The organism is Bartonella sp. B17 (assembly GCF_053795755.1).
In genome coordinates this window covers 815,204-839,845 of sequence record NZ_CP200032.1, presented here as the reverse complement: position 1 = coordinate 839,845, position 24,642 = coordinate 815,204, and the positions used below count along the sequence as shown (strand labels likewise).

14 protein-coding genes are annotated in these 24,642 nt (G+C 35.6%); 9 read left to right on the top strand and 5 right to left on the bottom strand.

Annotation, left to right across the window (positions count from 1 at the left end; translation table 11 throughout):
- Window positions 1-657: 657 nt before the first annotated feature.
- Together rpoD and dnaG are read right to left on the bottom strand one after the other, a co-directional pair.
- The gene (gene rpoD, locus V4B18_RS03665; protein WP_455476464.1) at window positions 658-2,667 is read right to left on the bottom strand and encodes an RNA polymerase sigma factor RpoD; all 2,010 of its coding nucleotides are present in this window, start codon (window positions 2,665-2,667) and stop codon (window positions 658-660) included.
- Window positions 2,668-3,013: 346 nt separating this feature from the next.
- Window positions 3,014-4,957, bottom strand: a complete 1,944-nt coding sequence (gene dnaG, locus V4B18_RS03660; protein WP_455476463.1) for a DNA primase — start codon at window positions 4,955-4,957, stop codon at window positions 3,014-3,016.
- A gap of 171 nt (window positions 4,958-5,128) precedes the next feature.
- Here dnaG and V4B18_RS03655 point away from each other — a divergent pair, with 171 nt between their 5' ends.
- From V4B18_RS03655 to ubiC, 4 genes are all read left to right on the top strand, one after another.
- A complete protein-coding gene (locus tag V4B18_RS03655; RefSeq protein WP_455476462.1) occupies window positions 5,129-6,340 on the top strand; it encodes a mechanosensitive ion channel family protein in 1,212 nt (403 codons plus the stop codon).
- A 70-nt stretch (window positions 6,341-6,410) separates the two neighbouring features.
- Window positions 6,411-8,102 (top strand): Na/Pi cotransporter family protein, encoded by a 1,692-nt coding sequence (locus tag V4B18_RS03650; RefSeq protein WP_455476461.1) that lies wholly within the window; start codon window positions 6,411-6,413, stop codon window positions 8,100-8,102.
- Window positions 8,103-8,478: 376 nt separating this feature from the next.
- Complete coding sequence (locus tag V4B18_RS03645) at window positions 8,479-8,730, top strand: GlsB/YeaQ/YmgE family stress response membrane protein (RefSeq protein WP_455476460.1); 252 nt, start codon at window positions 8,479-8,481, stop codon at window positions 8,728-8,730.
- Between the two features lie 437 nt (window positions 8,731-9,167).
- Entirely contained in the window at window positions 9,168-9,704 is a 537-nt protein-coding gene (ubiC, locus tag V4B18_RS03640) for a chorismate lyase (protein ID WP_455476459.1), read from the top strand.
- A 242-nt stretch (window positions 9,705-9,946) separates the two neighbouring features.
- Here the strand turns inward: ubiC and V4B18_RS03635 are convergent, their stop codons facing one another.
- Window positions 9,947-10,105, bottom strand: coding sequence for a hypothetical protein (locus tag V4B18_RS03635; RefSeq protein ID WP_455476458.1), 159 nt, complete (start codon window positions 10,103-10,105; stop codon window positions 9,947-9,949).
- 925 nt (window positions 10,106-11,030) lie between these two features.
- Here V4B18_RS03635 and carA point away from each other — a divergent pair.
- From carA to V4B18_RS03615, 4 genes are all read left to right on the top strand, one after another.
- Window positions 11,031-12,227, top strand: coding sequence for a glutamine-hydrolyzing carbamoyl-phosphate synthase small subunit (carA, locus tag V4B18_RS03630; RefSeq protein ID WP_455476457.1), 1,197 nt, complete (start codon window positions 11,031-11,033; stop codon window positions 12,225-12,227).
- A 1,955-nt stretch (window positions 12,228-14,182) separates the two neighbouring features.
- Complete coding sequence (gene carB / locus V4B18_RS03625) at window positions 14,183-17,668, top strand: carbamoyl-phosphate synthase large subunit (protein WP_455476456.1); 3,486 nt, start codon at window positions 14,183-14,185, stop codon at window positions 17,666-17,668.
- A 245-nt stretch (window positions 17,669-17,913) separates the two neighbouring features.
- Window positions 17,914-18,123 carry a cold-shock protein gene (locus V4B18_RS03620; RefSeq protein WP_455476455.1) on the top strand — a complete coding sequence of 70 codons (210 nt, stop codon included), beginning with the start codon at window positions 17,914-17,916 and terminating at the stop codon, window positions 18,121-18,123.
- 328 nt (window positions 18,124-18,451) lie between these two features.
- Window positions 18,452-19,654: a pyridoxal phosphate-dependent aminotransferase gene (locus V4B18_RS03615; protein ID WP_455476454.1), complete on the top strand. Its 1,203-nt coding sequence runs from the start codon at window positions 18,452-18,454 to the stop codon at window positions 19,652-19,654.
- A gap of 775 nt (window positions 19,655-20,429) precedes the next feature.
- Here V4B18_RS03615 and V4B18_RS03610 read toward each other — a convergent pair.
- Window positions 20,430-21,335: a LysR family transcriptional regulator gene (locus V4B18_RS03610; protein ID WP_455476453.1), complete on the bottom strand. Its 906-nt coding sequence runs from the start codon at window positions 21,333-21,335 to the stop codon at window positions 20,430-20,432.
- Between the two features lie 47 nt (window positions 21,336-21,382).
- Window positions 21,383-22,336: a thioredoxin-disulfide reductase gene (gene trxB, locus V4B18_RS03605; RefSeq protein ID WP_455476452.1), complete on the bottom strand. Its 954-nt coding sequence runs from the start codon at window positions 22,334-22,336 to the stop codon at window positions 21,383-21,385.
- A 303-nt stretch (window positions 22,337-22,639) separates the two neighbouring features.
- Between trxB and V4B18_RS03600 the strand changes: the two genes are divergently transcribed.
- Window positions 22,640-24,034: a TrkH family potassium uptake protein gene (locus tag V4B18_RS03600; protein ID WP_455476451.1), complete on the top strand. Its 1,395-nt coding sequence runs from the start codon at window positions 22,640-22,642 to the stop codon at window positions 24,032-24,034.
- Window positions 24,035-24,642 lie beyond the last annotated feature (608 nt).

The window sequence follows — 24,642 nt, the reverse complement described above, 5'->3', positions numbered from 1 at the left end:
TATATTTTTTAAATAAGAAAATCTACAAAAAATTATATATAAAATTCAAATCCTATCATTTTTATATCTTACTTATTTTAAAATTATTTAATCCAGTACACTACTTCTCAAAGCATGCTATATAAAAGCAACTTTTTCAAAATCCAATTTAACTGAAAATAAAATATATCTTCTCTCAATCACATGATTAAAAAACAACTAACTACATTATCCATCATAAGCAAATATAAACTAAGTCTGTAATTACAACCTCAAATATCGAGAAGCTTAAGAAACAAAACACTGTAAACGAGGTTTTTCATCTCCCCACATATTCAACACAAGACACTTCTGTAGATAATTAGAAACAAGAAAAAACCTTACCACTCCACTAAAAATTGATGGTTTTTAAAGTACTCTTAGTTATCATCTTTGCCAACAAACACGCTGATGCGCACAAAATAATGCTTTAGATATCGTTTATCTTTTTTTTAAAATTAGTAAATATTCCCCTATTGTACCCTATAAACCATAGTGCAAACATCAAAGAAAAAAGAGCCTTTCTCAATTTTCTATTTCCTTAAAAAACACTAGAAAACTCTATGATATATCTTTTGTTCATATCCACCACTCTAGGACGCACTTTTAAAAAGTGCGATCACATTATTATTATATTGTCTAAGAATCGAGGAAACTACGCAATTTTCGTGAGCGACTTGGATGTTTCAATTTACGGAGAGCCTTCGCTTCAATTTGGCGAATACGCTCCCGCGTAACAGAAAATTGTTGACCAACTTCTTCTAACGTATGATCAGTATTCATTCCTATACCAAAACGCATCCGCAAAACACGTTCTTCACGTGGTGTTAACGAAGCAAGTACACGAGTTGTTGTATCACGCAAATTTGCCTGAATAGCTGCGTCAATTGGCAATAATGCATTCCTATCCTCAATAAAATCACCCAAATGTGAATCATCTTCATCACCAACAGGTGTTTCTAATGAAATCGGTTCCTTTGCAATTTTAAGCACTTTGCGCACTTTTTCTAGTGGCATAGAAAGTTTGCTGGATAATTCTTCTGATGTAGGCTCACGCCCAATTTCATGTAAAATTTGGCGCGACGTACGAACAATTTTGTTAATTGTTTCAATCATATGAACAGGAATACGAATGGTGCGTGCCTGATCAGCAATTGAGCGTGTAATTGCTTGACGAATCCACCACGTGGCATAAGTTGAAAACTTATATCCACGCCGATATTCAAACTTATCCACAGCCTTCATCAAACCAATATTACCCTCTTGTATCAAATCAAGGAACTGTAAACCACGATTGGTATATTTTTTTGCAATTGAAATCACGAGACGCAAATTGGCTTCCACCATTTCTTTTTTAGCAATAGTTGATTCGCGCTCACCTTTTTGTACCTGCGTAACAATCCGACGAAACTCACCAATTGAAATTGCAGTTTCTTGTGCAAGATTTTGTATTTCGCTGCGCAGCCTTTGAATTTCCTTAGCTTCACACGTTGAAAATTCTTTCCAACCACGCCCTGACAAAGTCGCAATATAATTAACCCAATCCGCATCCAATTCACGGCCTTGGTATTCTTTTAAAAAACCTTCATGACTAACGCCATAATTATTGGCAAGCCTCTTCAGCTTACCTTCATTATGAATCAACCTCTTATTGATATCATAAAGCTGCTCAACCAAAGCTTCAATACGATTTTGGTTCAAAGAAAGAGATTTTACTGCTTGAACCAATTCTCCCTTTAATTGAATATATTTCTTCTTCTGAGAAGGTGAAAGTCCCCCCTCTTTATGCTCTGCCAAACTGCTCTCAACCTGCTGATCTTGTAATTTTCGCAATTTTACATAAGTGTCAGCAATAAAATCTAATGTCTTCATAACCTGAGGACATAGCTCATTTTCCATTGCAGCAAGCGATAAATTGGCTTCATCATCTTCATCTTCATCTTCATCAAGACCTAGATCTCCCACAAAGTCCTCCATATCATGGACTCCAGAAGATGACTTTTCCTCTTTTAGTTTTTCAATTTCACTTCGCTCAAGAACAGGAGCTTGTTTAGCTTCTGGACCAGCATAAGTCATTTCAAGATCAATAATTTCACGAAGAAGAATACGCTGCTCTTTTAGTTCTTCACGCCATATGATGAGGGCTTGAAAAGTTAAAGGACTCTCACAAAGCCCCGCAATCATTGTTTCACGCCCTGCTTCAATACGCTTAGCAATAGCGATTTTACCTTCCCGTGAAAGCAGCTCAACAGCTCCCATTTCACGCAAATACATGCGCACTGGATCATCTGTAGAATCTGCTACTTCACGCTTAGATGTTGTTGCAACTGCGTAGTTAGTAGCCTCTACTAAATCACCACCTTCTATAGCAGCTTCTTCTTCATAATGCTCAGACTCGACTTCATCCTCATCGTCCACAACATTAATGCCCATCTCAGAAAACATCGCCAAGATATCTTCAATTTGTTCCGACGTGACCTCTTCAGAAGGAAGAACTGCATTCAATTCATCCATCGTCACGTAACCATTTTTTTTGGCGAGTTTTACCATTTTCTTGATGGCATCATCAGAAAAATCAAGAAGAGGACGATCTAGACTCGCTTGGCTCGTTACTTCCGTATTGTATTTCTGTTTAATTTTTGTTGCCATACCGTTCACTCCACTTGATCACTTACCCAGCTTCTATGTGACCAGTTTTTTTGCATTCTTACTTAGCATATCAAAAATTTCTCGCAATATATTATCCTTAAAGGAAAGCTTTATTGAAAGAAATACAAAGAGTACATATGTACACGCTCTTCTTACACAAAAACACGGAAAAACTCCAGAAGCTTCCCCAATACCTCTCAGCCTTTTTGAGAAAATCTCTGCACAATATAATAAGAACCAATTTCCCGCTTTTCCTAAAATTCAACTGTCACTTCTACAAAAATGACACGCTACATAACATTCCTCATACCTAGCTTAGGTGACTGATTCGCTCCCAAAAAGCGAATCATTTTATTCCGTCTTGCTTATTCCCATCTATTTTTTCATTAAACCAACTTCCAAACCCTTCAATCAAAGCTTCTGTTGCTTGCATTTGCTCTAGCTCAACTTTTATTTCACGAAGCAAATCAAAAACCTCACTCTTAGGATTCTCCACGAGTTGCTCTTCAACATCTTGCAATCTCTTATGTAGGTGGTATTCTTGAAGATGCAAGTAGACAGCTTGTTTTAATACAGTACGGATATCTTCTATAGGCCCCTCAGCAAAAATGATATTCATACCAACATTTTTTACGAGATTTTTCATACGCTCTAAAAGAGCTTTTTGCCCCCTTTTTTCCAAGAGTGCAACCATTTTTTCTTGATTATGAAGCTGCTGATTCCCGAGAATTTCCAGCATCGATTGATGAAAGCTAATTAATTGCGCATTGTGTAGCTCTAATTCACTAAGAACTTCAAAATTTTCATACCATAATTCAGGATAATGCGCTAAGATGAGCAAAATAACCGCTTCACGTAAAGGAATGAAATGTGATGAGTTGCGAACTATATTGGAACTTTCCAAAGCAGAAAAAGATTGATTTTTAAATATCTTATTTTTTTGGTTTTGGTCATACCGCCCTGCACCTTTCTTTTTTGGAAAAGATGGACGAAAAAAATCAAAAAGTCGTTTTTTTACATCCTGCAAATAATAACGGCGAATATCTTCATCCTTAATCGTAAAAATTTGCTGTTTCAGTTGTTTTTCCAATGCTGCTCGTGCTTCTGGAGTTTCAAAATTCCTCCCAGAGGTAGAACGCCACCACAAAAGCTCAATGAGCGAAATTGACTTTTGCAAAAAACTATTAAAAAGTTCTGCACCACCAGAGCAAATAACTTCATCAGGATCTTTGCCTTGTGGCAACAAAACAAAACGTACAGACACTCCCGCCTTTAAAAAAGGCAGTACACGATCCGCAGCACGAAAAGCCGCTTTTAAACCAGCATCATCCCCATCAAAGCATAAAATTGGTTCAGCTCCCATCTGCCATAAAAGCCGAATTTGCGCTTCTGTTAAAGCTGTACCCAAAGGCGCCACTACCCCTTCAAAACCAGCTTTAGTCAACGCGATCACATCCATATAACCTTCAACAACGAGCAATGAACGGACTTTGTTATCACCATCACCAACTAAGCAGCTATTTTTACGTGCAGCTGCTGCATTGTAAAGAATGTTTCCTTTATGAAATAGTATGGTTTCAGGGCTATTAAGGTATTTTGCTGGTGTATTCTTATCTAACGCACGCCCTCCAAAAGCCACTACGCGCCCTCGTAAATCTTCAATAGGAAATATAATACGATTTCTAAATCGGTCATAAGAAACCGCACTTCCTTCACTCAATTTAAGAAGCCCACAATCTTCCATTTGTTTTATTGAGATACCGCGTGCACTTAAAGCTTCTTTCAAAGCTGTACGCCTAATTGGAGCAAAGCCAATCCGAAAGCGTTCTGCAAGTTTTGGCGTTATACCACGCTCACTAAGATAACGACGTGCCTGCTCACCTCCCTTATCTTTTAAGCTATATTGAAAAAAATCCGTGGCTGTTTTCATAACATCATAAAGGTTAGTTTTTTCCATTTGACGTTTATGACTTTGTGAATCAAAGACAGGCAATTTCACTCCAGCCAAATCAGCCAAACGCTCTACACTTTCTGAAAAACGCAACCCATCAAGTTCGCAAAGGAAAGTAAAAATATCACCACTCACACCACAGCCAAAACAATAATAACGGCCTTTATGATCATCACAATGAAAACTTGGCGTTTTTTCGCCATGAAATGGACAACAACACCAGAAATCTCCCCGTGAAGGCTTGCTTTTTTGGGAATCAAATGTCACCCTTTTGCCAATAACCATTGAAATTGGTAATCTGGTACGAATCTCATCAAGGAAATCAGACGGAAAACGCATTATCTCTCACAGAGTTGTAAAATTCTTTTTTGCATGTTTAACGGCTTTAGAGCATAATTCCAATGCTTCATTTTAAATGATTTAAAAATTTTAAAAGATCAACTGCACATTATATATTAAACTATATAATTTAAAAATGGAGATAAAAATTTAAAAATGGAGATAGCGAAAGTGACTGAATTTCTTGTGCAATATCCGTGGTTAGAATCTATTTGTTGGCTCATTATTCTTACTTTCGCAATATTTTTAGTCAATGTATTAGTACGAAATATGCTCATTCATGGAACAAAGCGGCTTTCTTTGTTTCTCCCCGAAGATACAACCACTGATATTGAGCAAATCATTCGTTACATAGCAAATATTGTCGCAGCTTTTATTCTCTCAATCGGTTCTCATTTTATTTCTGCATTGCCTGAAACATTCAGCATCATTATCCGCAATGTTTCTAACTCCTTCATTATTTTTGTCGTTGCTTTAGCAATTTCTGCTTTTCTCAATGTCGTTAATACACTTTACCAACAACGACCAGCAGCACGACTGAGACCAATAAAAGGTTATATTCAAATCGCTAAAGTTGCTCTTTTTGCTATCGCTGCAGTCTTAATGGTAGCTACATTGCTTGATCGCTCACCTATTATTCTTTTCTCCGGTCTTGGTGCAATGGCAGCAGTTCTCATGTTGATTTTTCAAGATACGCTGCTTTCTCTTGTTGCGGGTATTCAAATTTCATCCACCGATATGGTTCGTGTAGGCGACTGGATTGAAATCCCTGATCTCAATGCAGATGGTGATGTCATTGAAATTGCACTTCATACCGTCAAAGTTCAAAATTTTGATAAAACAATCACCACAGTCCCTATTCGTAAGCTTGTAACCAATTCTTTTAAAAATTGGCGTGGAATGCAAGAATCAGGTGGAAGACGTATCAAACGATCCTTATTTATCGATCAGTTAAGTATTCGTTTTCATACAGAAGAAGAGCAAAAATATCTCTCCCGATTTAATTTGTTAGAAAATTACTTTGCGCAAAAAATACCGCAAATTAATGAATGGAACGCTCAATTAGACAGAAACCATAACATATTAGCTAATAAGCGCCGTCTAACCAATATTGGAACCTTTCGCGCTTATATTTTAGCTTATCTAGGACAGCATCTATACATTAAACAGAACGCAACTCTCTTAGTGAGACAATTACCTCCTACACCAAATGGCTTACCTTTAGAAATTTATTGCTTTACTAACACGATAGTCTGGTCGGATTATGAACGAATTCAATCTGATATTTTTGACCACCTTTATTCCATTCTTCCCAGTTTTGGTCTAAAAGTTTTTCAAAATCCAAGCGGCTATGATATTATGCATGCATTTGAAAAGAGGTGAAATGATAAACCATCATGTTAACAATTTTTAGATAAACCCATATCCATAACAATAGAGAGAAAAAAGTATCATGAATGGTTCATTGGTACTCCTTCATCTTGCAGGGGCTATTTCCTTACTTCTTTGGGCTACACGCATGGTGCGTACAGGAGTTGAACGCGCCTATGGAGATAGGCTAAAACTTAAAATGCGCTACATTATGTCCAATCCGTTTTTTGCTGTAAATTTTGGATTTTTTACAGCAATGATCTTACAAAGCTCTACAGCAGTAACACTCCTTGTTGGTTCTTTTGTTGATTCTGGTTTTGTCTCTAGTTTGGCAGGACTTATGGCTGTTCGTGGAGGAGAATTAGGGTCGGCATTAGTTACAAAAATTCTCTCCTATAACCTCACTATTGTTGTGCCACTATGTCTTTTAATTGGCACTTTTATTTTCATGGCAACTGAAAAACGTAATTGGCGTCAAATAGGACGCATCGTCATCGGTATTGGCCTTTTGGTTTTGTCTTTACAAATGACAAGCGCTGCCACAGAACCTTTACGTGATAGTGTAATTTTGCCTAGCATCATTGGCTATCTTTCAACTGATCCTATTTCCTCTTTTTTGTTAGCAGCGATATTGACCTATCTCTTGCATTCATCCATCGCTGGAATTATTTTACTGGTCAATTTTGCTAATTATGACCTTATCCATGCTCAATTATGTGTCATAATGGTTCTTGGCGTTAATTTTGGCTCATCTTTCATAGCGCCACTTTTAACACGTAACGCCTCTCCGAACACACGCATTGTCCCATTAGGCAATTTACTCATGCGCGGTGCTGGTTCAATTTTTATCCTTATCTTATTCCTCTCCTTTAAGCCGTCAATTACATGGCTTGGTAATGATGCTCCTACTCAAGTCATTAATGCCCATATCATCTTTAATGTTTTCACTCTCTTTGCTGGAATACCATTATCAAAATGGGTTTTAAAACTGACAACGAAAATCATTCATGTCAGTATAAAAAAAACACAAACTCATAAAATTATTAATTTATCTGATCAAACAGCTCTTGATGATAGTGTTATTGAATGTCCAACTTTAGCACTTTCTAACGTTATGCGTGAAGTCATTCATATTTGTGATCTTGTGGACATCATGCTAGAAAAAATCATGGAACTTTATGAAAAACCTGATCCTGACATCATATGTGAGCTCAATCAACTGAACACCATTTTGGACAAAAAGCATACCGCAATCAAACTTTATCTTGCACGACTAGCGAGGCAAAAATTATCCGATGAAGAAGCTTTTCAAACACAAGAGCTTTTAGGCGCTTGTATAAAATTAGATCAAGCAGGAAATATTATCATTCATAATATGCTTACGCTGGTTAAAAAGAAACAACAAAAAAGCTTACAATTCAGCAAAGACGGATGGAATGATCTACTTCGTTTTCACGCCATTGTTTTAGCCAATGCGCATATCGCATTTAATGTTCTTGTCTCGCGTGACACACACACTGCGCATTTATTGGTACAAAAAAAAGATCAGCTTCGAAATTTAGAAAAAGAGATGAGTCTGAAGCATTTTAAACGTCTTCGTGAAGGTGATCTCAAAAACGCTGAGTCCTCTAGTCTGCATCTTGACACCGTACGCGATCTGAAACAGATTAACTCCCTTCTAACCTCAATGATTTATCCAATCTTAGAAGCACAGGGATTACTTAAAAGCTCCCGCCTACGTAATCCTTCTGAACAGCAGACAGCAAAGTCATAACTTTAAAATAAAAAATGATGTCATGAGAGATACAAATATTTTTCGAATTATAATTGCATTTGTATTAATGTTTTCACAAATTTAGTCTTCACAACATTCTATAAAGAGTTAAGCAAAAACATTTTTTTACGAAAAAAGTATTAACTTAATTACTTCTTATTATCATAAGTAAAACTATAAATATATAATTTATTATTTAATTAACTTTACACTAAAATTATAATATATTTTCATTATTTTAAAATAGTAAAATAAAAATTGTAATATTTTTTAATAACAATAATATCTTCTTAAATAAAAAAATAAAAAATCTTGACCTTTATAAAGATTACCCTAGTTGGGAGTAGCAAATCAGGTTCAGATAAAGGAAAAGATAATGGAAGATGTAAACATTGGTTGGATTACAGCTATTATTCTTGGTGGTCTAGTAGGTTGGGGTGCAAAATATTTTACGAAAAACCAAACAAAAGTATTTTTAAATATCGTCTTAGGAATTATTGGAGCAGCATTTGCTAATTTTCTTTCTGGCTTTTTCAGCATTCATTTTGCTGGCTGGCTTAGCTATCCCGTTTTAGGTCTGATTGGCTCCTGCATTTTTATATATATAGGACACCTCTTCGTTTATTAAAAATACCCTCCTCGTATTTTGGAACGTTTGAAATATTTCTGTTATGATTTTAAGCATTGTAAACATTACCAATAGAAAATAGTGATATGCGCTACCCCGAGCTTTTTAATTACCATATTGAGCAAAATGATCTTTAACAATTTTTGCGCTGTATTTGCACAGCATTGGTTTGTTTTTTAATTTTCTCTCAAAGAGTATCTTTTTTAATATAGAATTTTACTACAATGCACCCTACTGATAACCAGAATTGATAAAAATAGAGTTATCCTTCTACGAGCAGGAAATGCAAATATAGCTCTTTAAAAGAGAATATTCCGCTTCTATTTTGTATTTTTCCATTTAGAATCTTGCTGCATTTATATTTTTGTACTAAAATAAGAATGTCTATTTTTATCATCCCACAGAGTACATGCAATACGGTTTAGATATGGAACGAGATGACACCTGATCTTAAAGATTCTATCTTGCCACCTCTTAAATGGTTATCAGATCAAGATCTTCCAATTCCAGCTGATGTCAATGATTGGTTAATGGAAGAGGGATCCATGACCCGTCGATTTGAAACTCACTGCACTTGTATACGTGTCGAACCACAACGTGAAGGTTTTATTACGCAAGATAAACTGAAGGAAGAAGCTGAACATCTGCCAAAAACTTCACGTTACTGGCTACGTGAGGTTATACTGATGGGAGACAATCAACCTTGGCTTATCGGACGCACTGTGATCCCGCAAGAAACTCTTTTTTATCACAATCAAGCCCTAATGCATTTGGGCACTACACCACTAGGGCGATATTTATTCAGTAGTGATAAACTAACCCGTGATTATATTCATATCGGCCGACAAAATACACTGTGGGCACGCCGTTCTCGTCTACGACTAGCCGGCCAACCATTATTACTAACTGAATTATTTTTAGCAGCTTCACCGTTGTACAAAATAACCCCTGCATCAATGGAAAACACAAATTAAAGAGCATAATGAATAACAGAGAATAAATGCTTTATTTATTGTTCAGCAAAAAAATTACAAGTTTGCTTACCTTAGACTATTATTGTTGTTCCATAAATATTGCTTATTAACATTCCCCCTCCACACTCTATACACTTCATAAGCTTCTAATATTGAAGATTTATTGCAATTTTTCATACAGATTATGACGCACCTTAGAGAAATTCATTTTTTCTGTTGAACCACAACAATAACCTTACTGCTTACCAACGCTTATCACATACCATACCACGCTGCTCTTTAACCTTTGCTTGTATCAAAACTTTATAAAAAAATTGTTCAATTTCCCCTCTTAATAAACAGAGAGAAAGAAAGTCACAGATGACTGCCATTTCCTTTTGTTTTGTCTTCACCAATGCCACGCTACTCAATTTCCTATGGGAATAAATACATGCCAACTCTTCACATTATTCAAGCACTTTTTATCAGATAAAATGTATGAAAATGCAATCACAGGTAAAATGAGATCACATTATCATTTAAAGAAATTAGCTGAAAGCATAATATTATGGTCGTGTATAATGCATAAATTGGAGTTAAACGTTATATAGAACCTTTTTTGAAAAAAATGTCTTAACCGATGATATAATTTATATCGATGACTAAATACGTTATCGAATAAAAGCAATTACTGATTTTTTAAGTGTAAAGAAAAGAGATTTAGGGGGATACGATTTAGGGGGATACATAGAATCTGAAAAAATTTATCACATAACGGATATTGTTGTTTTTTTATAATGCTAAAACTTATGAAAACGCTACTATTTACGGTAATCCTTTCCATTTTATCATGTAAAAGTGGGTAGCTAGGAGTGAATGATCATAAAATACAGTTTCTTTTGCCCGCTTTATTTTTGCTGTTCAGTTAAATGATAACCAATTATATTGTAATAAGAACCAAAACTGTTAACGGTTCTGTAGAATTTTTTTATAGTCTTCCATAGCTTGACGTAATGTTTTGTAATCATTTATTCTTTTATTGAATAACTCTTCTTCACTTAAAGTAACAATGTTCATACCTTTAAGAGAAAAGGCTTTTGATTTATCTTCATTAAATTTTATGAATCTTTTGTCTATTGAAGAGCCAATTTCTTTAAAATGATTAATATCGTCTTAAAAAATATTAAAACAAGACTTTACCTCTTAGTAGAATATACTTATACTTCCTTCTTCAAGGGAAACATTGCAATAAACAATATACAACATCTGTTATAGTTGTGTTTTCTGTGTAACATTGATCATTGTACCTTTCAGATGATAAGATAATAAATTGTAAGCGCACGCACTATGACACAAACGATCCTATCTCCCAATCCTTGGAGTGCAAGCAGGCCTACAGCTCTTTTAGTGTTAGCTGATGGAACAGTTATTCAGGGCAAAGGAGCGGGTGCGACAGGTATTGCTGAAGCAGAAGTATGTTTTAACACAGCCATGACAGGCTACGAAGAGATTCTTACAGATCCATCATATAAACAACAAATCATTAACTTCACTTTTCCTCACATCGGAAATGTAGGTACAAATAATGAAGATATTGAAGATCTCATCCCCCTTAATTGCCATGGAGCAGTCGGTGCTATTTTTAAAGCAGACATTACTCATCCCTCCAATTACCGTGCAAATAAAAATCTTAATCAATGGCTTAAAGCACGTAAAATCATTGCGCTTTGTGGCATTGACACACGAGCATTGACAGTCCTTATTCGTGAAAAAGGAGCACCAAATGGCGTCATCATTCATGACCCAGATGGAAATTTTGATATCAATGCTCTAAAAAAACGCGCACAAAAATGGACAGGTCTCATTAATCTTGATCTTGCAAAAGAAGCAGCGTCAAAACAATCGAGAGAGTGGAACGAAAAGCCATGGATTTGGGATAAAGGCTATAGCACAAATGACGTGCACAACTTTCATATTGTCGCGATTGACTATGGTATTAAGCGCAATATTCTCCGCCTCATGGCTGCACAAAGTGCACGCATAACCATTGTGCCAGCAGATACAACTGCAGAGGAAATTTTTACAATGAAGCCTGATGGCATTTTCCTTTCCAATGGACCAGGAGATCCAGCGGCTACAGCTAATTATGCTGTTCCAACCATCCAAGCACTCATTGAGAGTAATATACCAATTTTTGGCATATGTCTTGGACACCAGCTTCTTGCTCTTTCTGTTGGAGCCAAAACCATCAAAATGCATCAAGGACACCATGGTGCCAATCATCCTGTTAAAGACTTTATCACTGGAAAAGTTGAAATTGTATCAATGAATCATGGTTTTACAGTAGACACTGCATCTTTACCAAAGCATGTTGAAGAAACACATATTTCCCTCTTTGATGGCTCGAATTGCGGTATTCGGATTATCGGAAAGCCAATTTTCTCTGTTCAACACCATCCTGAAGCTTCTCCTGGACCACAAGATAGTCACTATCTCTTTCAACGTTTTTTCAATCTCATTCTAGATTATAAAAAAACAACTTAATCAAAAAATTTTTGTGTTTGTTTTTTCAAAAACTCAACCTTTTTGCGCATAAACACACGTTTTGCATAGAAGCTGTTGCTTTTCGTAGCAAAACCACTTATCTTGATTATAGAGTCACGAGCTTCATTTTACTTTTGAATTATCTTAGATAAGATATTCTCCCTTAAAATTATAAAAGAGTAGTGCACTTGTAAGCTCAAAATTACCGTCGTAATAACAAGCACACAGAGACTTTCTACAAAAGAGCACAAAAGATAAAACACCACATCTTTGTTTGTAAATTATTCAAAAAAGCATATAAAAAATAGGATCAAATATTTTAATTAAATGAAACAACGAACACCATAGTTCCCTGCAATTTCTCTTGAGTATTTGCGCTGAAAGCTATCACGCATAAGTGCATAAAAATACTCAAGAGGCATTGTACACGCAAAAATAAAATTAATGAATGAAAAACCAGTCGCAAAATTAAACGGGATATGAAGAATCAACTGACTACAACAAACCACCAATAAGCAAACTTAAAAAACTAATCTAAGTACAATTCTCAACATGCTAAAATTGTACGTGCATATCTTATCATTAGATACATCAGCAAGATAAGCCATACAAATTATAGAACTCGCTATCACTTATCCCTATAAAGATGCTAAACAAACAGAAAAAATAGCTCTGTGCTATAACACATATGAAATTATCAACAACAAAACGAATAATCAGAGAGAAGCAAAATAGAGTAATGACCGTAACGAATAAAAAAATCGCCAATGACAAGACAAAATTGCATCACTGAATAAGTCACAAGTAATTTTCCTTTTTCTACAAAGAGATACCTTAATATCCTTTCCCATTAACTAAGTAAAATATTTAGGTAAATTATGAAGAATAATTATAATAAATTTTATTTAAGTTATAATATATAATAATATATACTATTTTATTTACTTCTAAATGATAAATAATATTATAATAATACTAAATATTATTTTTCATATAACTGTAATAAAATTTACTTTTCATATTATGTAAATAATATTGCGCCATTTATCTATTTTAATTCATTAATTTTCTTTAAAGATCAATTTTTTCTTACCCTTAAATCTCACTCCCTAACATTTGCTCATGAGGGATAACGCAAAACTCACTGAGCACCACTATTATTTATATTTATGAAGGGATAAACCAGCTCTGTCATGTATTGCCTCACCCCGAATACTCCACTCTTATTTTTGCATTTAAATAGTTCAGCAACCGTATAATGAATTTATTCTAAAAATACTTTGTAATACTGATAATCAACTGCTTCATTGTTTTGCTATTAAACAATCTTTGCTAACTAAAAATGGAAATGTTTAAAGTAACAAAATATTCCAATGGATCTTATGCAATATTCAAAATGACGATTTATACTTTTAAAAATCTATTGATTAACTGAATAAATCATAAGCAAGATCTTAAAAAGAAGATATGGGGATTATCAGCATTCAAAAGCACTATGACCAATTTTATTATGCACATTTAATGCTCCGTACAATATAATATCATCACTTTCAAGAAACCCTGTTAAATTCTGGGCATAATGTATTCTGACATAAAATTTTCAAAACATATCGTTTTAAAACTATTCCCTCAGCTATCCACAAATATACTGTATAATCAAAGGATGCATCACCAAAAAAAGTTTAAAAAGATAAACACAATAAAAGCAACACGCACATTATATTTACCATCATACATTAAGAGACTTGTTCCCAATCAAAGAATTTTCACTTGCCACCAATAACAAGCTTATTTTACTCATCACATTGAATTTCCACTTTATAAAAAAAACATGGAAAAAGGCATTTTATAGCTTACTTTCTTGTCTATTAACTTATAAAATTATATTTAGCTTCAGAATTTAAATACTCTGCCTGCTACAGTAGCAGGCACAGATGTTTGCTATAGGAAAAAACATGCCAAAACGCACAGATATAAAATCTATTCTTATCATTGGAGCAGGACCTATTGTTATTGGTCAGGCATGTGAATTTGACTATTCTGGCACACAAGCTTGTAAGGCATTAAAAGAAGAAGGCTACCGCATTATTCTAGTTAATTCAAATCCCGCCACCATTATGACGGATCCAGATTTAGCTGACGCAACTTATATTGAACCCATCACTCCTGAAATAGTGGCTAAAATTATCGCTCATGAACGCCCAGATGCTCTTTTACCAACTATGGGAGGACAAACGGCACTTAATACCGCTTTATCATTAAAACGTATGGGCATTTTAGATCGCTACAATATTGAAATGATAGGCGCAAATGCCGATGCTATTGATAAAGCTGAAGATCGCGCTTTGTTTCGAAAGGCAATGGCAAAAATCGGTTTGGAAACACCGCGCTCTATGTTAGCCAATGCGACTGAACTCAAAGAAGAAGATCGGCAACTATATGCAAAAAAACGCAATGAACTTAAAGCTAAGTTTTCTGGCGATGCTCTTGATCAAGCGCTAAAAAAACTTGAGAATGATTGGCATCTCACACAAACTGATCGCAAACAACGTTATATAGCACATGCTACTGCAAAAGCTGTTCAAGCCCTTGAGATTATCGGTCTTCCAGCCATTATCCGTCCTTCATTTACACTTGGTGGCACAGGCGGTGGAATTGCTTACAATCGCTCTGAATTTTATGAAATTATTGAGCGTGGTCTTGAAGCTTCGCCAACAACAGAAGTTTTGATTGAAGAAAGTGTCCTAGGATGGAAAGAATATGAAATGGAAGTTGTTCGTGATAAAAATGACAACTGTATCATTATCTGTTCCATTGAAAACATTGATCCTATGGGTATCCATACTGGCGACTCCATCACCGTAGCTCCTGCCCTCACCTTAACTGATAAAGAATATCAACGTATGCGTAACGCTTCAATAGCAGTACTGCGTGAAATTGGCGTTGAAACTGGAGGATCCAATGTACAATTTGCTGTTAATCCTGAAAATGGTCGCTTAATTGTTATTGAAATGAATCCACGCGTTTCCCGCTCTTCAGCCCTTGCCTCAAAAGCAACAGGTTTTCCAATTGCCAAAATAGCAGCTAAATTAGCAGTTGGCTACACACTTGATGAGTTAAGAAATGATATTACAGGCGGTGTAACACCAGCATCATTTGAGCCCTCTATAGACTATGTTGTTACGAAAATTCCTCGTTTTGCCTTCGAAAAATTTCCTGGTTCATCACCTGTCTTAACAACTGCGATGAAATCTGTAGGAGAAGTAATGGCCATTGGTCGCACTTTTCAAGAATCACTGCAAAAAGCGCTTCGTGGACTTGAAACAGGTCTTACCGGTCTTGATGAAATTATGATTCCTGAACACGCTGAAGGTGATGAAAAAAATTCTATACGCTCCGCCATTGCAATACCAAGCCCTGATCGTCTGCGCTACATAGCCCAAGCAATGCGGATGGGCTTACCATTGAATGAAATTCATCAAGTAAGCAAAATTGATCCATGGTTTTTAGAACAAATAGCCTCCATCATTGAAATGGAACAACGCATCCGCACACATGGATTGCCCCAAGACGCAGAAACTCTGCGCATGTTGAAAGCTATGGGATTTTCGGATGCGCGATTAGCCACTCTTACGCAACAAGAACCCGATGATATTGCGGCTTTACGCAAATCCCTCAATGTTAGGAATGTTTTCAAACGCATTGATACTTGTGCAGCTGAATTTTCTTCGCCCACAGCATATATGTATTCAACCTATGAAACACCCTTTGCAGGTGCAGAACACTCAGAAGCACAAGTTTCTGAACGCAAAAAAATTGCTATTTTGGGTGGAGGACCAAACCGCATTGGACAAGGAATTGAGTTTGATTATTGCTGCTGTCATGCTGCTTTTGCACTACGTGATGCAGGCTTTGAAGCCATCATGATTAATTGTAATCCCGAAACAGTCTCAACAGACTATGATACATCTGACCGTCTTTATTTTGAATCTTTAACAACAGAAGATGTCCTCGCTATTTTAGAAACAGAACGAGAAAAAGGTGAGTTGATTGGAGTCATTGTTCAATTTGGAGGACAAACACCATTAAAATTGGCAAGTGCACTAGAAAAACACAATATCCCCATCTTAGGAACATCGCCTGACGCTATTGATTTAGCAGAAGACAGAGATCGATTTCAAAAATTGTTATTCAAACTTAATTTAACACAACCCAAAAATGGTGTTGCTCATTCAATAGAACAAGCACGCCTCATCGCACATGAATTAGGTTTTCCATTGGTTGTACGCCCTTCTTATGTTCTAGGAGGACGTGCTATGCAAATTATCCGCGATGAACGCAACTTGCAAAATTATTTGCTTGAAATCGTTCCTGAGTTAGTATCGGAAGATATTAAAGCTCGTTACCCCAATGACAAAACTAGCCAGATCAATACATTGCTTGGTAAAAATCCACTTTTATTTGATACCTATCTAACAGAAGCAATTGAAGTTGACGTTGATTGTCTATGTGATGGAAAAGAAACGCTAGTTGTTGGCATTATGGAGCATATTGAAGAAGCAGGAATCCACTCTGGAGATTCAGCGTGTTCCCTACCAGTACATACGCTTTCACATAAATTAGTCACTGAATTAGAGCGTCAAACTAAAGCGTTAGCGCAGGCACTTCATATTCGCGGCTTTATGAATGTGCAATATGCCATTAAAGATGACACGATTTATGTTCTAGAAATAAATCCTCGTGCTTCGAGAACTGTTCCATTTGTTGCCAAAACAATTGGTCGCCCTATTGCTAAAATGGCTGCACGTATTATGGCAGGAGAAACCCTCCAAAGTGCCCTTCAGGCTTATGGTGGACTGCCATCTCAGAAACAAAAACAACGTATTGCTGTAAAAGAAGCTGTTTTTCCTTTTGCTCGTTTTCCAGGTGTTGACACACTCCTTGGACCAGAAATGCGTTCAACTGGTGAGGTAATGGGACTTGATTGTGAATTTGCGCTTGCTTTTGCTAAAGCACAGCTTGGAGCTGGTGTTGAGCTTCCACAAGAAGGGACTTTGTTTGTTTCTGTCAGAGATGAAGACAAAAAACGCGTTCTTACCCCCGTTAAACGTTTAACGGAGATAGGTTTTTCTGTTTTAGCGACAACAGGAACACAAAAATTTCTCTCCGAGCACAATATTAAAGCAGAAAAAATCAACAAAGTGCTAGAAGGTCATCCTCATATTGAAGATGCAATCCGCAATCGACAAATTCAACTAATTTTTAATACAACGAATACCGCCAGTGCTATTTCAGATTCTAAATCATTGCGTCACGCAGCACTTATGCACAAAGTCCCCTATTATACAACAACAGCTGGTGCTGAAGCTGTAGTACAAGCCATAGAAGCACTTAAAAAAAACAACCTTGAAGTACATTCACTGCAAAGCTATTTGATTTAAAGTTTTAGTATTACTACATTTTGTATTTATATTTTTTTTGCAAAAAATATAAATTAAGGCTTGCTTTTTATCTAAAAAATCTTTATTTAGATTCCGTCGAACTTTCGGTTATGTAACTTTCTTCCCTGTGCAATACGCGGCTTAGAGCGTATGCTTTTGACGAGACTTTCTCCACCTAATTTCGATCAAGGTTTTTGCTGATTTTTTTCAGCACGCGTTAATTATATATTTCCAAGGAGTTTCCAATGTCTACAGGAACAGTTAAGTGGTTTAACACAACAAAAGGTTTCGGATTCATTCAGCCTAGTGACGGAAGCGCAGATGTGTTTGTACACATTTCCGCCGTTGAGCGTTCTGGCTTAAGTGATCTTAAAGAAGGACAAAAGGTTTCTTATGATGTTCTTCAAGATCGTCGCTCAGGGAAATTTGCCGCTGGTAACCTTGCAGCTCTTTAATATTTAAAATTTTCTAAATATAAAAAATCCTTATCCTTATTGATAAGGATTTTTTCTCTACAATTATAGAGCTTATCTTCATAAAATATTGCATTTTATGTATCAGATAATATCAAAAATTTCATAAGAACTGCTACAATCTCCTTGTTCTTTTTTTAATTTTCATCATCACCAAAAACCGCTTTCCTATGAAATTTCAAAAAAATAACGATATAAAATTTCTTAAAAGCTTTTTCGCAATTTTTTATTGCATACAACGTAATCTTTTATAGAATATTTTTGAATCATCAATTGTTTACTTATCTTATATCGTGTGAGGAATTAAATTATGGCTCTTATCGCCGATAAGCTTTCTTATATCAAACCTTCTGCAACAATCGCTATTTCTCAAAAAGCGCGTGATTTGAAAGCGTTAGGTCAAGATGTTATTGCTTTAAGCGCTGGAGAACCTGATTTTGACACACCAGATAATATTAAAAACGCTGCCATTGAAGCTATTCGACGTGGAGAGACAAAATACACGCCGATATCTGGGATTCCAGAATTACGCCAAGCAATTTCTGCAAAATTTAAAAGAGAAAATAATCTTACTTATAAACCAGAGCAAATTATTGTTGGTACTGGAGGTAAACAGATCCTCTTTAATGCCCTGATGGCCACTCTAAATAAAGGAGATGAAGTTATTATTCCATCTCCTTATTGGGTAAGTTATCCAGAAATGGTGGCCATTAACGGTGGAACATCCATCTTTGTAGAGACGAAAGCTGAATTCTTTTATAAGCTTCAACCACAAGATCTAGAATCGGCTATCACCAACAAAACTAAGTGGTTTATTTTTAATTCTCCTTCAAATCCATCAGGTGCTGCTTATACATACGATGAATTAAAGAAGTTAACAGATGTTTTAGTGAAATATCCTCATGTACATATTCTTACCGACGATATATATGAACATTTAACATATGGGGATTTTACTTTTGTTACTCCCGCTCAAGTAGAACCAGAACTTTACAACCGCACACTTACAATGAACGGTGTTTCTAAGGCTTATGCCATGACTGGTTGGCGAATTGGCTATGCAGGTGGTCCACAACAATTAATTAAAGCCATGGATATCATTCAAGGACAACAAACATCCGGTACAAGTTCTATTTCTCAGTGGGCAGCCGTCGAGGCTCTCAATGGATCACAAGATTTTATCGCTCAGAATAAAAGTATCTTCCAAACACGTCGGGATCTCGTCGTTTCCATGTTAAATCAAGCTCTTGGCATTAACTGCCCAACACCAGAAGGTGCCTTTTACGTTTACCCCTCTTGTGCAGAACTTATTGGAAAAAAGACCCCTAAAGGTAAAGTTATCATGAATGATGAAGATTTTGTACTCGCTCTTTTAGAAGCAGAATCCGTCGCTGTTGTTCATGGATCTGCTTTTGGACTTGGACCAGCGTTTCGCATTTCTTACGCAACATCAGAAAAATTACTTGAAGAAGCTTGCTCCCGTATCCAACGTTTTTGTAATAATTTACTCTAAAATTCTTAAAGATTGCAAATTATTAAGATCTATTATTTAGTACAAATATTTTTTCCATATTTCCGACAAGTTAAGTTGTTGCATTAATAAATGGATTTTGTAAAAAAATTTGTGTTAATGAAATTATACACCAGCATATATCATAACAGAAATCAAAAGTTTTTAGATACTCAACTCACGCTGATGGTACACAAATCATTTCTAAGATGACACAACGCAAAATAAATAGACTTCTATTTTTTTCATGCTTAAAGAATGCCATTATTTATCTCAAATTTATAATAAAATTTAAAAATTTCTATAATCATATTGAATTCTTATCATAAAAAAACATTGCCACATACTTGTAAGGCTTAAAATATCTTAATTAAATTTTGCAATGCTGAAAATCTGGCACTTACACTATATATCCCATCATATTTTATCTTTTACAGTTTTTTACTCATAAAACCCCTGCTCAGATTCTTAGTTTCACCTAACATTTGTAAAAAAATTATTAGACGTCTATAAAACTTTTTCTTACAATCTTTAAGACATATCAATTTTTATTTTAGACATAAATAAAAAAAGCCGGACAAATTAATGCCCGGCAAATTTTGAAAATCCCAGAGATAAAATCAATCCGACAGATTTTCATAAGGGAACACTCAAGAAAATGCAATGGGAGGCAACATGATCAAGAGATGACGCTTTATGTCATTTTATACCCAAAAGAACAATAACAACTTACGCGCACCTGCTATGCAATAAACACATAGCTTAAACATACCATCCATCAAAAAGACCATGTACGAGCTTTCAGAAAAATATAATCTCGAAAAGCATTTAACTTTGCAAAATTTTTTAAAGTATCGTGATAACAAAAGAAGGTATCAAAAGAAGGAATATCAATCATATTGGGAAAAAGACGCATAACGCGCTCATCATTATTTACGATGTAATCAGGAAGCACAGCAATGCCAAGACCATGTACAAGCGCATTCTTAATTGAAATAATATTGTTGATTTGTAATACTGGAACACGCAAAGATCCATCGTTTTTTCCAGCCTTTTCTAACCAATTTAAACCAGATAAATAAGCTGGCACAGGTTGGCCAAATGAAATAATACGATGCGCATCTAACTCCGACAATTTTTCTGGTTTACCATAATTTGTAATATAATTCTTTGAAGCATAAACATGCATATGAACTGTAAATAATTTTTTTTGTATAAGATCGGGTTGTTTAGGTTGACGCAAACTAATTGCACAATCTGCATGGTGCATTGCCAAATCAAGTTCTTCATCATCAAATAAAAGTTGAATGCGCATATCAGGATAAAGGTTAAGAAATTCAGGCATATGCTTTACAAGCCATCCAGCTCCCATTCCGAAGGTTGATGTAACACGCAAACGTCCCGCTGGCTTTTCACAGCTTTCACTTAATTGCAAACACGCACTTTCAAGCTTCATCAAAACATCATGCGCTGTGCGATAAAGAATTTCACCTTGCTCTGTTAGAATTAAACCACGTGCATGACGTTGAAACAGAGACACACCAACATCCTGTTCTAAAGCTGAAACCTGTCGTGAAATTGCTGATTGAGATAAATGAAGCCTTTGAGCTGCATGTGTAAAAGAACCAGCCTCTGCTGCAACATGAAAAATTCTTAGCTTATCCCAATCCAATGGTGACATCACAATTTTTCCTTTAATATTTTACTTTATGGATGTCGACTTTTGGACATCTATACCTGTAAATCTAAAAACCGTTCTGCCTCCAATGCTGCCATACATCCCCTTCCTGCCGCTGTTACAGCTTGACGAAATGTATCATCTGCAACATCTCCTGCAGCAAAAACACCAGCAATACTCGTTGCTGTTGAATCTGGTGCTGTCCATAAGTAACCACCAGCTTTCTGTTTTAGTTGTCCTTCAAACAAAGAGACAGCAGGATTATGTCCAATAGCAATAAATACCCCATCTGCCTCGACTTGAATTTTCTGACCCGTTATCACATTTTTAAGACATGCACCCGTTACACAAGCTCCTGTTGAAGCCTGCGCTGGTATACCAACAATTTCTTCCACTACATGATTCCAAATAACACGTACATTATTGCAAGCAAGTAACCTATCTTGCAAAATTTTTTCTGCCCGAAAATGATCTCGCCGATGAATTACACTGACAGTTTTAGCTAAATTTGATAAATAGAGAGCTTCTTCAACAGCTGTATTTCCACCTCCGACAACAAGAACGTCCTTGCCACGATAAAAAAAACCATCACACGTAGCACAAGCAGAAACACCAACACCCATAAATGTTTGTTCGCTTTCCAAGCCAAGCCAGCGCGCTTGCGCTCCTGTTGCAATAATCAACGTATCACAAAAATACTGTGTTCCCGAATCTCCATATAAAACAAAAGGGCGCTTTGATAAATCGGCTTTTATAATAATATCATAGACCATTTTTGTGCCCACATATTCGGCCTGTTTTGCCATTTGTTCCATCAACCATGGTCCTTGGATTGGCTCAGAAAAACCTGGATAGTTTTCAACATCAGTTGTAATCGTTAACTGTCCCCCCTGTTGCAATCCAGTGACCAAAACAGGTTTTAGCATTGCTCTAGCCGCATAAATCGCCGCTGTATAGCCTGCAGGTCCCGATCCAATGATAAGCAGACGAATATGCGATTGTTCCATGGCATCCCTTTCATTTTTGATCCTTGGACTACTTTATAAACTATAATAAAATGTTGCCTTTAAAAAAACATTTTTCAACAACTTAAATTATAGTGTATATGTGCTTTCTTCACTTTATTACTAAAGGTTGATTACTAACTTACCAGAGAACTCCTACCTAATGTATCAATTAGGCTTTATCTTGTAATATAAAAACGTAGATTCTAATGAATATGAAATTGTGATAAAAAAAGATAGGGAATAATCATTTTTCAATTTATTATCAATGTCTGTGCGCGTTTTGCGTTAATCATGGGAATGACAATGCTCCTGCCAGCATTTGTGGATTTGCATGATGGTAACCATGATTGGAAGATCTTCCTCTATTCTTGCGCCATGACTACTATGTTAGCAACGCTGATTCTTTTGGCAACCAGAGGTGCCACTTGCTGTTTTTCAGCAAGGCTTGGTTTTATGCTCACTGTTTGTCTTTGGTTAACGGGAAGTATCGTGGGTGCTTTTCCTCTTTATCTTTCTTCTCTTCCAATTTCTTTAGCAGGAGCGGTTTTTGAATCCGTTTCTGGCATTACGACCACAGGTTCTACAGTCGTTACTGGCCTTGATAATTTATCACGAAGTATTTTACTATGGCGTTCTATCATGTGCTGGATTGGAGGCATTGGCTTTGTTGGCTTTGCTTTATTGCTTTTACCTTCACTGCGCGTTGGAGGTGTCCAGCTTTTTCATATGGAATCATCAGATAAATCTGAAAAAATACTCCCCCGCATAAATCAAATCGCTAATGGAATTATTATAGCATATGTCGGATTAACACTTGCTTGCATGCTCTCCTACTTTGCTTCTGGTATGACTTTATTTGATGCTGTTAACCATGCAATGAGCACAATCGCAACAGCTGGATTTTCAACCCATGATGCCTCCTTTGGCTATTTTGTTGATAAACCAGCTATCTTGATTGTTGCTACAATCTTTATGTTACTCTCTTCTTTACCCTTTGTGCTTTACGTTAAATTAGTGCTTCCTGGCCGTTCAAAACGCTTCATTGATCCGCAAGTAATTGTTTTTTTTAATATTGTTTTAATTTTCAGCTTTGCACTAGCTGCATGGATGCGATTTCATGATCACCGCGCCTTCTACCAGATTTTTCTTGATGTAATTTTTCACCTTTCTTCTATCATCAGCACCACTGGCTATAGTGCTGAAGACTATCAGCTTTGGGGACCTTTTGCACTTGGAGTTTTTTTCATTGTTTCTTTTACAGGTGGATGTGCTGGTTCTACCTCCGGCGGCATGAAAATCAATCGCCTAATTATTCTTTGGCGCATTACGCAAACAAATATAGCAAAACTTCTTTCTCCCAATGTCATTGTAAAAACGCACTATGATCATTCAAATATATCAAATGATGCTGCTAAAGCAGTATTATTTTTTGTATGCCTTTACATGTTTTGTCTTATTATCGGTACAGCACTTTTACTTACAACCAGTCTCGATTTCACTTCTGCCTTTACAGGTGTCTTAACTGCTCTTTCAAATATTGGTCCAGGCTTTGGAGATATTATTGGTCCTGTTGGCAATTTTTCTACAATTAATGACAATGCTTTATGGATTTTAAGCTTTTTGATGTTGGCTGGACGCCTTGAAATTATAACCATATTTGTGCTTTTTATCCCCGCTTTTTGGCGTGAACAGTTTTAATGCTTGGGCATTTTTTCTTTATAATAGCAAAGAATTTACAGAATAAATAACATGCGTTATAGGATTCGATTAATTAAAAAATTTCTAAGAACATTCAATGTCAATGATATAAAACTAATGCACAAGTTAGCTTCTCTGATATTTTTATCTTGAGTGCATTAATCGTTTAAAATAAATACGTTACATTAAAATTGTCAGTTATCATTCAATGGCTCTTACATAAGCATAATCTCACAAAATTTTGCTTTGTTTAAGCTACTCCCTTTAAAAATTTTTCTGTAAGAATTTCAACCTTAAGAAAAACTGTGAATTTGTAAAGCTGGATAACTTGCAGCACAAATAATTTTTATATTGCAGTGCACACGAATATTGAACTTTTTACTGAAAAATACACTATTGTTTCAAACACTAGATTAAGTTAAATGGCTTAAAAAATCTATTTTTTAAAAAATTTTCCTATATTTTCTAAAAAAACACTCTTGAAACAAAATAAAATGTATGAATTATTATTTAAAGCAACATTCTTAAAGTATAAAATACATAAAATAATGTTTATATTGTTTTATTATTTTTTAAAAGATTTAATTTGCAAAAATTAAAATAGTTTA